The following is a 12,656-nucleotide window of genomic DNA, read 5'->3' as shown; positions in this document are numbered from 1 at the left end:
CAACTGACGCGATGAACAAAACAATCTGGTACGTCACGAAGTATTTTTCCCCTAAGACTGCCAATAGCCCCGGAGGACGGGGCTGGTTTTTGGTAGATGAGATGCGGCGCGCCGGTTGTCAGGTTGTCGTGATTAGCTCGGATTCCAACAATCTGGTGGATCTACCGGTATTGCAGGCGCGCGTAACGCTGCAGAACGCCGATGGTGTAAAAATCGTCTGGCTGAAAACGATGAAATACTCGGTTGCCAAGTCCTTGCGCAGGATTCTGAGCTGGTTTCATTTCGAGTGGAATCTGTTCTGGCTCGACAAGAGCCAGTTACCGCGGCCTGATGTGGTTATCATTTCCAGCCTTTCGCTGCTGACCATCATTAATGGTCTGTTGCTGCGCTTCAAATATAAGTCTCGGCTAGTATTCGAGGTACGCGACATTTGGCCACTCACCATTGTGGAAGAGGGTGGCTTCAGCAACCGGAACCTGTTTGTCAGGGGCTTGGCCTGGCTGGAGCGACTCGCCTACCGTAAGTCTGACTCTATCGTTGGTACTATGCCCAATCTGGCCGCGCATGTACGCAGCGAGATCGGCTGCGAGCGTCCGGTTTTCTGCGTGCCGATGGGGGTGAGTCAGGATCACTTGAACGACGTTGCCGATCTTCCCGTTGATTACGTTGAGCGCTACCTTTCCAGCAATAAGTTCAAGGTCGTGCATGCGGGCACTATCGGAATCACGAATGCGCTGGATGTGTTTTTCGCTGCGGCACAAGCGATGCGAGAGCACGACGATATCGAGTTCATCATCGTCGGCGATGGCGCCCTGAGGCAAAGCTATCAGAGTCAATATGGTCATCTAACCAACCTAGTGTTCGCTCCGAAGGTTGCGCGGAACATGGTTCAGGCAGTGCTGGAAAAGGGCGATCTCCTCTATTTTTCGGTTCATAATTCCAAGGTATGGGACTACGGTCAGTCTTTAAACAAGGTCATCGATTATATGCTGGCCGCCAAGCCTGTTGTGGCCTCTTATAATGGTTACCCATCAATGATCAATGAGGCTGGGTGCGGTAATTTCGTCCCTGCGAACGATGTTGATGCGCTCGTGGTCGCTATTCTTGAGATGAGTCGCCGGAACCAATCGGAGCGAGAAGAAATGGGTGTGAGAGGGCGTGAATGGTTGCTGCAGAATCGTAGCTACTCGAAGTTGGCCAGCGACTATCTAGCGATTCTTTTTCCAAGGGGCTGCAAGTGAAGCGGCTTCTGGATATTTTGCTTGCCTCGTTCTGTCTGATAGTCCTTGCTCCTATCATTGCCATCGTGGCGGTGTGTATTCATCGCAAACTAGGTTCGCCAGTAATTTTCTCGCAGGTTCGGCCAGGTCTGAACGGAGTTCCGTTTAAGATGGTGAAATTTCGAACCATGCTCGATGCTTTCGATGTCGATGGCAACCCGCTGCCAGACTCTCAACGAATGACGTCGTTTGGCAGTTTTCTGCGTTCCAGCAGCCTGGATGAGTTGCCAGAGTTGTGGAACGTACTCAAAGGCGATATGAGCTTGGTCGGTCCGCGACCACTGTTGATTGAGTACTTACCGCTTTACAGTCCCGAGCAGTATCGGCGTCATGAGGCGCGTCCTGGCGTTACCGGTTGGGCTCAGATCAATGGCCGCAATGCCCTGAGTTGGGACGAGAAGTTTAAGCTGGATATTTGGTACGTGGACAATCGTTCATTTTTGCTGGATTTGAAAATCATCCTCTTGACCATCAAAAAGGTAATTGTGCGCGACGGTATCAGTGCGGATGGGGAGGCAACCATGGCCAAATTCACTGGTAGAAAGTCTTAATGAAACTGGCCATTCTCGGTGCTAGCGGGCATGGCAAGGTGGTCGCAGATACTGCTGAATGCTGTGGATGGCAGACTGTTGAATTTTTCGATGACGCTTGGCCTGGGCTTCAAACAAATGCTGTTTGGCCAGTTGTAGGCGATAGCGCCGTTCTAATGGCCCGGTTAGCGGACTTTGATGGTGTTGCGGTGGCCATCGGCAATAACCGTATACGTCACTCTAAGCTACTTGAGCTGCGGGCGGCGGGGGCTTGCCTGGTAACATTGGTTCATCCCGCCGCCAACGTCAGTCGCTACGCCGCTATTGGTCAGGGGGCGGTGGTATTCGCTGGAACTGTAGTGAATGCTGGGGCATGCGTAGGTCAGGGTGCCATTCTCAATACTGGCTGCAGCATCGATCATGACTGTGTGTTGGGCGATGCCGTCCATATCAGTCCAGGCTCCCGGCTAGCAGGTGGTGTGCAAGTGGGTGACTTGAGCTGGGTCGGTATCGGTTCCAGTGTGCGTCAACTGGTTCGCATCGGCGAGCGCGTGATGGTTGGCGCCGGTTCGGCGGTCGTGAGTGATATTCCAGATGATGTGACTGTGGCCGGCGTACCGGCTAAAAGGATGAGGTAATCAGAGGTTTTATGCTCAACACCCCGTTTTCCCCTTGGCCCTCGTTCTCTGAAGAAGAGGCTAATGCTGTTCGCGATGTAATTCTTTCTAACAAGGTCAATTATTGGACGGGGAAGGAGTGCCGTGAGTTTGAGAAAGAGTTTGCGGCATGGGCCTGTAGCGAGCATGCCATCGCCTTGGCTAATGGCACTGTTGCACTGGATCTGGCGCTGCAGGCATTGGGCATAGGTGCAGGTGATGAGGTGGTTGTTACCCCGCGTACCTTCCTGGCTTCGGTGTCGTGCATTGTCAATGCCGGGGCGATACCGGTTTTTGCAGATGTCGATAGCGAGTCGCAGAACATCACTGCCGAAACCATCCGCGCCGTGCTAACACCGCGTACTCGGGCCGTAATTTGCGTGCATCTGGCTGGCTGGCCCTGCGATATGGACCCGATCATGGCGCTGGCCGTAGAACATGATCTTAAAGTGATTGAGGATTGCGCCCAAGCGCATGGTGCGTACTACAAAGGTCGCCCGGTTGGCTCGATTGGTCATGTCGGTGCCTGGTCGTTTTGTCAGGACAAGATAATGACCACTGGCGGTGAGGGCGGCATGGTTACCACTAACGATCGCGCTCTGTGGTCACGCATGTGGTCGATCAAGGATCACGGCAAATCGTGGGAAGCAGTTTACGAGCGTCAGCATGCGCCGGGCTTTCGATGGCTGCATGAGAGCTTCGGTACCAATTGGCGGATGATGGAGGTTCAGGCAGTTATTGGCCGGATCCAGTTGCAGCGTATGCAGGATTGGCACGCTAAGCGGTTGGCCAATGCCGAGCGTATCTGGTCGTCTGCGCAGGCGCTTGCTGGTTTGCGAGTACCAGCCGTGCCCTCAGAAGTCACGCATGCTGCTTACAAGTGTTATGTGTTTGTTGAGCCGGCTGCTTTGAAACCGGGTTGGGATCGTGATCGTATCCTCAATGAAATGACCGCTAGAGGCGTGCCCTGTTTTTCGGGCTCTTGCTCAGAGGTGTATCTGGAGAAAGCGTTCGATGGTACAGGCTGGCGCCCGGTAGATCGCTTGCCCGTTGTAAAAGAGCTGGGGAAAACCAGCTTGATGTTACTGGTTCATCCGACGCTTACAGACGCAGAAATTAATAAGACTTGTGATGTTCTGGTCGAAGTCATGCGGGAAGCCTGCTAGGCCGGGTTTTATTTTCCAAAGGATTGAGGAGTCGTTGTGCTAAGACTTGCTGAAACGTTGCGCAGTCGTTTGGTTAGTTTGCCACGGCGTCAAAAGCGACTGATTCAGGTGGCCATGGACGTGGTGCTTGTTTGGAGTGCGCTGTGGTTGGCGTTTGTTGTGCGCCTGGGCGATAGCCAGTCTATCGAGCCCCTTGGCGGACATGCCTGGTTGTTCGCTCTGGCGCCGATTATCGCCATTCCGATGTTTATTCGTTTTGGCATGTACCGTGCTGTTATGCGCTATTTCGGCAACGATGCGCTGCTGGCTATTGGTAAGGCTGTCACACTGTCGGCGTTATTACTGGCGTTGGCTGTTTATTGGCATCAGGCGGCGCCTAAGCTCATCCCGCGATCAATGGTGTTCAACTACTGGTGGTTGAGTTTGGTATTGGTCGGTGGGTTGCGTTTGATGATGCGCCAGTATTTTATGGGGGACTGGTTCTCTGCCGACCTGCCAACTAGGTTACAAGGTCGTGAAAGCGGTTTGCCCAAAGTCGCCATCTATGGTGCAGGTGCGGCTGGTAACCAGTTGGTTGCTGCGCTTAGGTTGGGACGCGTTATGCGCCCGGTAGCCTTTATTGATGACGATCCGGGCATTGCCAATCGCACGATTGCAGGTTTGCGGGTATACACCTCTAAGCATATTCAGCAAATGATTGATGAAACAGGTGCCGATGAAATTCTCTTGGCCATGCCTTCGGCGTCGCGTGGGCGACGGCGGCAAATTCTTGAGGAATTGGAAAACTTTCCGCTGCATGTACGCAGTATTCCCGGATTTATGGATCTGGCCAGTGGCCGGGTTAAGGTCGAGGATGTTCAGGAGGTGGATATCGCCGACTTGTTAGGGCGTGATTCCGTTCCGCCACAGCAGGTGCTATTCGAGCGCTGTATTCGCAACCAGGTGGTGATGGTCACCGGCTCTGGTGGCTCAATTGGAGCAGAGTTATGCCGACAAATTCTGCTCAATCAGCCTGCAATGCTGTTGTTATTCGAACACAGCGAGTTCAATCTTTACAGTATTCACAGCGAGCTTGAGGCGCGTATCAAGCGTGAGTCGTTACCGCTTCGCCTAGTGCCGATTCTCGGCTCTATCCGCAATGCCGATAGGCTGCTGGATGTTATGAATGCCTGGAAAGTGGATACGGTTTATCACGCTGCAGCCTATAAGCATGTGCCGATGGTGGAGCACAATATTGCCGAAGGGGTGCTGAATAACGTAGTGGGCACGCTGAATACTGCGCAAGCGGCGATCAGGGCCGGCGTGAGTAATTTTGTACTGATCTCCACCGATAAGGCCGTGCGTCCGACCAATGTAATGGGTAGTACCAAGCGTCTGGCAGAGATGGTGCTCCAGGCTCTTAGTCGCGAGTCGGCGCCAGTCTTATTCGAGGATGACAAGGCGCTGCGCCAACTGAACAAAACGCGTTTTACCATGGTGCGCTTTGGCAATGTGCTGGGCTCATCCGGCTCAGTTATTCCGCTGTTCCATGAGCAGATTCGCAAAGGCGGGCCGGTTACAGTCACTCATCCTAATATCACCCGCTACTTTATGACCATCCCGGAGGCGGCGCAGTTGGTGATCCAAGCCGGAGCGATGGGCAAGGGCGGGGATGTTTTCGTGTTGGATATGGGCGAGCCGGTCAAAATTGCCGAGCTGGCGGAGAAAATGATCCATCTCAGTGGCCTGAGCGTACGCTCTGCCAAGAATCCTCAGGGTGATATCTCTATTGATTTTACTGGTCTGCGTCCGGGCGAGAAGCTTTATGAGGAGCTGTTGATTGGCGATAACGTTAGCCCGACTGAACATCCTATGATCATGCGGGCTAATGAAGAGCACCTTTCGTGGGAAGCCTTCAAGGCGGTGTTAAGCGAACTGTTAGCTGCGGTGGCTCGTGATGACTATGATCGTGTGCGCCAGTTGTTGCGTAAGACGGTTAGCGGTTACAAGCCAGAAGGCGAGATTGTTGACTGGATACATATGAAGCGTCGGCTTGAGCCTTAGGGTTATGCAGTAAGGCCTAGTTGAGCAGGGTATAGCTGCAGGTTTTGCTGCCCGCTTCAGTGATGCATAAAGTTATTTGACAAGTGCATGGCAACAGCTAGTTTTTAGAGCGTGGAGAGGGAAGTCCCACGCTTTGAAAAAAACTAACGAAAGGATTCTCGTATGCTAAAAGTCAAACTGTGGTCTCTGTTTTTCGTTCTTCTTGCTTCTATACCCTTGGCGGTTTCCGCTGTTGAAACTAACACCCAGTCGGCATCCGTAGTTGAAACAGCCGAAGTGGCTCCAGTAGGTAAAGTCAATCTCAATACTGCTGATGCGGCCACTTTGCAACGTGAGTTGCTGGGGATTGGTGAGGTCAAAGCGCAGGCGATTGTTGCTTATCGTGATGAGCACGGCGATTTTGCTTCGGTGGATGAGTTGTTGGAGGTCAAGGGTATCGGCGAAGCAACGTTGGAAAAGAATCGCGACAAGTTGAGTATTAACTGACGCGTTTAGTAGTTTGAATTAAGGCCGGTTATTAACCGGCCTTTTTGCTTTCTGGCAATCAGGTTTTTAATAGTCGTTGCCTGTTATTTGACAACAATAAGGTTGAGGATTAATCGCGAGGCGCTTTATGGTTTGGTTGGCAGTGGCGGCAGATGCGGTGGTGGTCTTTCACCTGCTGTTTATTCTATTTGCGGTGTTGGGCGGTTTGCTGGTGTGGCGTTGGCACGGGCTGGTTTGGTTGCATGTGCCAGCAGCCTTATGGGGTGTGTTGGTGGAGTTGATGCATTGGCCCTGTCCGCTGACGCCGCTGGAACACAGCCTGCGTCTGGCTGCAGGGCAGGTGGGCTACAGCGGCGGTTTTGTGGAGCACTATTTGCTGCCGATCATCTACCCGGCTGGGCTGACACCGCAGATTCAGATTGGCTTGGGGGTGTTTGTTCTGCTGCTCAATGCGCTGATTTATGGCGTGTTGCTGTGGCAGCGTTGGCAGCGGCCGTGAGTTGAGCTTAGGCCGCCTTATTCAGATGGATGATGGTATGCGGGCAAGATAATTTACCCGGCTACACTGGCTCCATCAATCACAGCAGCACAAGGCAGCTTTCCTATGCAAAATCGCATGATGATCACCGGCGCAGGTTCGGGTTTGGGGCGTGAGATGGCCCTGCGTTGGGCGCGTGAGGGCTGGCAGTTGGCACTGTCGGATGTCAACGAGCCGGGCCTGGCGGAAACCCTGCAGATGGTTCGTGAGGCGGGTGGCGATGGCTTTACCCAGCGTTGTGATGTACGTGATTACAGCCAGCTGACTGCGTTTGCCCAGGCCTGTGAGGAGAAGCTCGGCGGCATCGATGTGATCGTCAACAACGCCGGTGTAGCCTCTGGCGGGTTCTTTAGCGAGTTGTCGCTTGAAGATTGGGACTGGCAGATCGCGATCAACCTGATGGGTGTGGTGAAGGGCTGTAAGGCCTTCCTGCCGTTACTGGAAAAGAGCAAAGGCAAAATCGTCAATATTGCCTCCATGGCAGCCTTGATGCAGGGCCCGGCCATGAGTAACTACAACGTGGCCAAGGCCGGAGTTGTAGCACTGTCGGAAAGCTTGTTGATCGAGTTGAAGCTGCATGAAGTCAGCGTGCATGTGGTGTGCCCTTCGTTCTTCCAGACCAACCTGCTGGATTCTTTCCGCGGTCCTACGCCGGCCATGAAAGCGCAAGTGGGCAAGCTGCTGGAAAGCTCACCGATCAGTGCGGCCGATATTGCCGATTACATCTACCAGGAAATCGGCAAAGGCGAGTTCATGATTCTGCCTCACGAACAGGGCCGTATGGCTTGGGCGTTGAAGCAGAAGAACCCGCAGTTGCTCTATAACGAAATGACAGCCATGGCCGACAAGATGCGTGCACCGCGCACCAAGTAATTTGACCTGTAGTGGTATAATTGCTGATTTATCAGTCAACTTTATCCCGTTTAGGGCTTGTCTGGTGTGAACTTGCGCTCTAAGGTTTGCGGCCATGTCGGTATGGCCGCGAAACTGATGGATTTACTGTGAAACCTTTCCCGCGGGCCCTGCTGTTGCTGGGCCTGATCCTGGCTGCAATCAACTTGCGACCCGGTATCACTTCTCTGGCACCGCTGATTGAGCGGATTGCTGAAGAACTGGCCTTGAGCCGTAGCCTGATCAGCCTCACCACTGCGCTTCCCGTGTTATGCATGGGTTTGCTCGCGCCTTTTGCGCCGCGTCTGGCGATGCGCCTGGGGCTCGAACGTACCATTGCCCTGTGTCTGGCGGTTATTGCTGTGGCGCTGTTGCTGCGTGCGGTAGGGCATGCCAGCGCAATTCTGATTGGCAGTGCGGTGCTGCTGGGCGCGGCCATCGCGGTTGCTGGGCCGTTGCTATCGGGTTTCATCAAGCGCCACTTCGCTGGGCGGATGGGCAGCGTGGTGGGCTGGTATTCGCTGAGCATGGCGATTGGCGGTGCGGGCGGTGCAGTACTGACGATACCGGCTACCCAGTGGTTGGCGAATGACTGGACCTATGGCCTGGCCATCTGGGCGCTACCGGCGGTCGTCGGTTTGCTGCTGTGGCTGTTCCTGCCTAACCGTGTCGAAGCCGAAAGCGAAGAGGGTGGCACCGGCTTGCCTTGGCGGCAGCCACGGGCCTGGTTGATCAGTGCATTTTTTGCCATCCAAGCCGGCTTGTTTTATGCCCTCGCCACCTGGGCCGTAGCGCGTTACAACGAAGCCGGGTTGAGCCTGATGCACAGCAATAGTCTGTTCAGTGTGTCGATGCTGATGGGACTGCCCAGCTCATTTCTGTTGCCCTGGTTGGCGCAGCGGTTCAAGAACCGTTACCTGCTGCTGGTCGGCTGTGGGCTGCTGTCGTCGATCAGCTTGGCGATGATTACCTTTCAACCGACCGTGCTGCCTGAACTTTGGGCGGTGACCATCGGCTTTGGTTTAGGCGGCTCGTTTGCCTTGTCGCTGGTGCTGCCGTTGTACGAGGCGGGATCGCCACTGGCGGTAAGCCGCTGGACGGCGATGATGCTGTGCATGGGATACAGCATTGCTTGTTTGACACCGGTATTGACCGGGTTGGCGCGCGATCTGGCGGGTAACTACCAGTTGCCGTTTATGGTGCTTACCGGGCTTGCAGTGCTGATGACGGTGTTGGCCTGGATGATGCGGCGCGGGCCGAAGCGCGCCTTTAGTTGACGCCGCTTAGGCGTCGCTATGCCACGGCAATGACGCTTATTTGGCAGTAGTTCCTTCCTTGCTCTGGACGGCTGTGATAGAAGGCAGCCTTGATTTGCTGGAGTGCCTGCGTGGAGTCCGAATCCATCGTTTATGGTTGCATCCGAGACTGGCCATCGGACAGTCCGGCGGAGAGTCGACTGCGCCGTGAAATCAATCGGCAAGTGCTCGAAGAGCTACCGGCCGGCGATGCCTGGAGCTTTCTCGGGCGTGAGATGTTCGCCTGCTGTGAACAACCGGGCGATGGCTTGTACCAGACCCAGGTGATCCACTTCGGCGCCAGCTACCGTACGGTGGAGTATGAGTGGAGCCTGTGGATCAAGCAGTTCGAGGCGCTGCTCAAGCGTCTTTACTGGGCCAGTGCGGTGGTGCACCTGGAAACCGAGCTGAACGGTACGCACACCTTTCGCTGGGAGTCCGACAGTGGCTTCCACAGCCCGCAGGAAGGTGAATTGCGCGTGCGTTGTGCCTGGGAGCGCGAGGGCGGCCTGCGAGGGTAGCCGGCCACATGCCCCTTAGTCTTCAAGACCCTCAAGCGCATCCAGCCACTCTTTCGGTACATCGCGCTTCAGCGCCAGCTGGCATTGCTGGCTTTCCGCATCAAACACAATCACTGCCTGGCCCTTGCTCAGCGCGTGGCGTACCCGTTCGATACGTGTATCCAGTGGAGTCTCGTCGCCGTTGTCGGTGCCGTCGCGGGTAACGAAGTCTTCGATCAGGCGGGTCAGGGTGTCAGCTTCGAGCAGGTGATAAGGGATCAGCACGGTAAGGCCTCCAGAGCGCAGCGCGGATGCTAGCAGGCCGTTGAGAAATTACCTACGTTGGCAGTGCTGCGTTAAAAACTGCCTTGAAAAGCCGCTTGTGACTAACGCACTTGAGCACGACCTCAGGGGCGATTCACAGGGCTCTGCGTGAGCATCTCTGCCGCGCCGCTACTGAACGGACGGCTCTGCATGCTGCAGATACGCTTCCAGGGTGCTGTACAGCTTGGCACTGTCCAGGGGCTTGCCGAGAAAGTCATTCATGCCTGCATCAGCGCCATGCTGGCGGTGCTCATCCAGGATATGGGCGGTCAGGGCGATGATAGGTACGGCTGGCAGGTTGTACTGACGCTCCAGGCGACGGATTTGCCGGGTGGCTTCGAAACCGTCCATTTCTGGCATTTCGCAGTCCATGAGAATCAGTTGCGTGGCATTGGGGTCGCGTTGGTACTCATTCAGCGCAGCCAGGCCATTGGTCACCAGGCGCACGTTATAGCCACGTTTTTTCAGAAAGCCCTGCACCACCAGCTGGTTCACGGGGTTATCTTCGGCCACCAGAATGCAAGGCGCGGTGCCTGTATCTGTGTGGGTTTTGGGTTGCGGTTGGATTTCCACGATACGCGGCTCTTCGTACAGTTCGAGTAGGGCACTGCGCAGGGCGTTGATGGCCAGCGGCTGAGGCAGCCCGAGCAGGCGCAGGCCGGCGGAGCTGGGCAGTTGCTGACAGTGTTCGGGCGCGCAGAGCAGCAGCACGCGTTGCCCAGGTTGCAGCAGTGGACGCAGCGAATCCAGCCAGTGCTGAATGCTACCCGGCCAAGGTGCCATCAGCACCAGCAGTGGCGGGGCGGAGAAGTCTTCCAGGTAACCTTGTAGGGTTTCCGGGTTCTGGCAGCGCTCGGTGCGCATGCCCCAACGCCCCAGCAAACGGCTCAAGGCATCGAGGCCGAGACCGTCGAGTGACGTCAGCAGAGCGGTGCGGCCCTTGAGCAGCTCGTGCAGTGGATCGGTCGGGAGTTCGTCAGCGCTTTGCGGCACATCGAAGGCAAAGCGCGTGCCCTGGCCGAGGGTGCTCTGCACCTCGATACGGCCGCCCATCATTTCCACCAGCTCCTTGCTGATCGCCAGACCCAGGCCACTGCCGCCGTAACGGCGGGTGGTGCTGGAGTCGCCCTGGGCGAAGGATTCGAACAATTGGGTCAGAGCTGTATCACTGATGCCAATGCCGCTGTCGCTGATGGCGAACACCAGATGCGGTTTGCCCTGGGAATCATTGCGCCGGCAGACATTCAGTGCCACGTGGCCTTCGGCGGTGAACTTCAGGGCATTACTGAGCAGGTTCATCAGCACCTGCTTAAGCCGTGTCGGGTCTCCCAGGGCACGGCGTGGCACGCCACTTTCCAGGCTGACATAGAGGCGCAGACGCTTATCCAGCGCCTGCCCGGTGAACAGGCTGAGGGTGTCGGAAATCAGTTCTTCCAAGTCGAATTCGATGTGTTCAAGGCTGAGCTTGCCAGATTCGATGCGCGCGTAATCGAGGATGTCGTTGATCACCGCCATCAGCGAGCTGCCGGAGCTGGAAATGGTGTCGACATAGAAGCGCTGGCTACGGTCCAGTGGGGTCTCTTTGAGCAGCTGCAACATGCCCAATACGCCGTTGAGTGGGGTGCGGATTTCATGGCTCATCTTGGCCAGAAAGCGGCTCTTGGCCAGGTTCTCGATTTCCGCTTGCTCAGCGGCGCGGCGCGACTGGAAGCCTTCTTCCTTGAGCAGGTTGATGCGGTCGGCCAGGCCGATGGACAGGGTGATCAGCTCGATGGTTACGCCGATTTTCACCACCGTTGCGCCGAACACACCCAGCACTTCCAGGCCCAGCGAGCCAGTGGTGGCTTGAATAAAGGCGAACAGCAAGATGGCCCAGGCCAGCGTGTAATAAGAGCCGTAACGTACACCGCGCCGCCAGACATAGACCCCGGTGAGCAGCAAGATCAGTGACACCAGCGAGACCGTGACGCTGGCCAGAATATTCCAGGCGTTGAAGCCGATCAGCGGCACTGACAACAGGCAGCCGGCGCAAGCCAGCATCAATAAGCGCAGGCCAGTGTCCAGGCGTGGAAAGTACTGCGGCGCATGCAGGAAGTGCCGGCTGAATTGAATGGCGGTGAGGCAATGCAGGTACATCAGGATGTAGATACTCACCGATTGGAACACCACATGCTCGGGCAGTAGCTTGAACAGCATGCCGTCGAAGCAGGCGGCCAGCAGGCCGACGTTGAGGTTGTAGGCCAGGTACCATAGGTAGGCCGACTCGCGCAGTGAGATAAACAGGAACAGGTTGTAGCAGAACATCGCAAACAGCACGCCATAGAACGCGCCATTGAATCCCATGAGGTTTTCCTGGGCGGCCGCGCTGGCTTGGTAGGTGCTGAAGAACAGCGGCATAAAGATCGTGCTGGTGGTCTCGACCCGTACCAGCAAGGTGCTTTCACCGGGCGTCAGCTCCAGTGGAAACCAGAAGTTGCGCACCTGAACGGGGCGCTGGGAGAAGGCAAAGCGGTCGCCGCTTTCCTGCATCTGCCATTGACCATCAGCGTGGCGCAGGTAGACCTGCAGGTGGTCCAGTAGGGGGTAATTGACTTCTAGGTAGCCGGCCAGGTCCTGTGCCAGGCGGTTGTTCAGACGTACCTTGAACCACCAGACCGAATCATTTTTGCCGAGGTTGGCGTGTTCGCCGTTGACAGGGGTAAAGCGCTCATCGCTGAGCGCGCCGACCTGTTCGGCGCTCAGCATGCCTTTTGAATCTTCCAGGTAAGCCATGGACGGGCCGAGTGACAGACGCAAATCGGCGCTGTCCAGTGTGGCAGGCAGCAACGCCCACGCCGGCCCACACAGCCAGAACAGCACCATCGCCAGCCATATCCGAGGCATTCACCGACCTCAATATTATTATCTGAGGCCAGATCCGGCCTCGCGTCATGCTGTCACTTTGCCC

At 55.9% G+C, this 12,656-nt stretch carries 12 protein-coding genes; 10 read left to right on the top strand and 2 right to left on the bottom strand.

Annotation, left to right across the window (positions count from 1 at the left end):
• Nucleotides 1–11: 11 nt before the first annotated feature.
• The 10 genes from ALTER154_RS01625 to ALTER154_RS01580 all read left to right on the top strand — a co-directional run bounded on the left by ALTER154_RS01625 (nt 12) and on the right by ALTER154_RS01580 (nt 9,406).
• Nucleotides 12–1,241, top strand: coding sequence for a glycosyltransferase family 4 protein (locus tag ALTER154_RS01625; protein ID WP_160084986.1), 1,230 nt, complete (start codon nt 12–14; stop codon nt 1,239–1,241).
• On the top strand, nt 1,238–1,831 hold the full coding sequence (locus ALTER154_RS01620) for a sugar transferase (RefSeq protein ID WP_306108823.1): 594 nt from the start codon (nt 1,238–1,240) through the stop codon (nt 1,829–1,831). The genes ALTER154_RS01625 and ALTER154_RS01620 overlap by 4 nt, the downstream gene beginning before the upstream one ends.
• Complete coding sequence (locus ALTER154_RS01615) at nt 1,831–2,448, top strand: acetyltransferase (RefSeq protein ID WP_160084985.1); 618 nt, start codon at nt 1,831–1,833, stop codon at nt 2,446–2,448. Before ALTER154_RS01620 ends, ALTER154_RS01615 begins: the two co-directional genes overlap by 1 nt.
• Before the next feature lie 11 nt (nt 2,449–2,459).
• Entirely contained in the window at nt 2,460–3,632 is a 1,173-nt protein-coding gene (locus ALTER154_RS01610) for a DegT/DnrJ/EryC1/StrS aminotransferase family protein (RefSeq protein ID WP_160084984.1), read from the top strand.
• Between the two features lie 114 nt (nt 3,633–3,746).
• A complete protein-coding gene (locus ALTER154_RS01605) occupies nt 3,747–5,675 on the top strand; it encodes a polysaccharide biosynthesis protein (protein WP_372239941.1) in 1,929 nt (642 codons plus the stop codon).
• 162 nt (nt 5,676–5,837) lie between these two features.
• Nucleotides 5,838–6,161, top strand: a complete 324-nt coding sequence (locus ALTER154_RS01600) for a ComEA family DNA-binding protein (RefSeq protein ID WP_160084982.1) — start codon at nt 5,838–5,840, stop codon at nt 6,159–6,161.
• A gap of 127 nt (nt 6,162–6,288) precedes the next feature.
• Nucleotides 6,289–6,660, top strand: coding sequence for a DUF2784 domain-containing protein (locus tag ALTER154_RS01595; RefSeq protein WP_160084980.1), 372 nt, complete (start codon nt 6,289–6,291; stop codon nt 6,658–6,660).
• A gap of 105 nt (nt 6,661–6,765) precedes the next feature.
• Entirely contained in the window at nt 6,766–7,572 is an 807-nt protein-coding gene (locus tag ALTER154_RS01590; protein WP_090248132.1) for an SDR family oxidoreductase, read from the top strand.
• Between the two features lie 128 nt (nt 7,573–7,700).
• The gene (locus tag ALTER154_RS01585; protein ID WP_160084979.1) at nt 7,701–8,867 is read left to right on the top strand and encodes a CynX/NimT family MFS transporter; all 1,167 of its coding nucleotides are present in this window, start codon (nt 7,701–7,703) and stop codon (nt 8,865–8,867) included.
• 110 nt (nt 8,868–8,977) lie between these two features.
• Complete coding sequence (locus ALTER154_RS01580) at nt 8,978–9,406, top strand: hypothetical protein (protein ID WP_160084978.1); 429 nt, start codon at nt 8,978–8,980, stop codon at nt 9,404–9,406.
• 15 nt (nt 9,407–9,421) lie between these two features.
• Here ALTER154_RS01580 and ALTER154_RS01575 read toward each other — a convergent pair whose 3' ends face one another.
• The gene (locus ALTER154_RS01575; RefSeq protein ID WP_090248127.1) at nt 9,422–9,670 is read right to left on the bottom strand and encodes a YheU family protein; all 249 of its coding nucleotides are present in this window, start codon (nt 9,668–9,670) and stop codon (nt 9,422–9,424) included.
• A gap of 168 nt (nt 9,671–9,838) precedes the next feature.
• Complete coding sequence (locus ALTER154_RS01570) at nt 9,839–12,592, bottom strand: hybrid sensor histidine kinase/response regulator (RefSeq protein ID WP_160084977.1); 2,754 nt, start codon at nt 12,590–12,592, stop codon at nt 9,839–9,841.
• Nucleotides 12,593–12,656: the final 64 nt, after the last annotated feature.

Source organism: Pseudomonas sp. 9AZ (assembly GCF_902506525.1).
GTDB lineage: Bacteria > Pseudomonadota > Gammaproteobacteria > Pseudomonadales > Pseudomonadaceae > Aquipseudomonas > Aquipseudomonas peli.
This window is presented reverse-complemented; position numbering and strand designations above follow the sequence as displayed.

Excerpts from the sequence above, each read along its gene's own strand:
- ALTER154_RS01605 (WP_372239941.1), top strand. The coding sequence starts at position 3,747 with ATGGACGTGGTGCTTGTTTGGAGTGCGCTGTGGTTGGCGTTTGTTGTG.
- ALTER154_RS01615 (WP_160084985.1), top strand. The coding sequence starts at position 1,831 with ATGAAACTGGCCATTCTCGGTGCTAGCGGGCATGGCAAGGTGGTCGCA.
- ALTER154_RS01625 (WP_160084986.1), top strand. The coding sequence starts at position 12 with ATGAACAAAACAATCTGGTACGTCACGAAGTATTTTTCCCCTAAGACT.
- ALTER154_RS01595 (WP_160084980.1), top strand. The coding sequence starts at position 6,289 with ATGGTTTGGTTGGCAGTGGCGGCAGATGCGGTGGTGGTCTTTCACCTG.
- ALTER154_RS01610 (WP_160084984.1), top strand. The coding sequence starts at position 2,460 with ATGCTCAACACCCCGTTTTCCCCTTGGCCCTCGTTCTCTGAAGAAGAG.
- ALTER154_RS01600 (WP_160084982.1), top strand. The coding sequence starts at position 5,838 with ATGCTAAAAGTCAAACTGTGGTCTCTGTTTTTCGTTCTTCTTGCTTCT.
- ALTER154_RS01570 (WP_160084977.1), bottom strand. The coding sequence starts at position 12,592 with ATGCCTCGGATATGGCTGGCGATGGTGCTGTTCTGGCTGTGTGGGCCG.
- ALTER154_RS01590 (WP_090248132.1), top strand. The coding sequence starts at position 6,766 with ATGCAAAATCGCATGATGATCACCGGCGCAGGTTCGGGTTTGGGGCGT.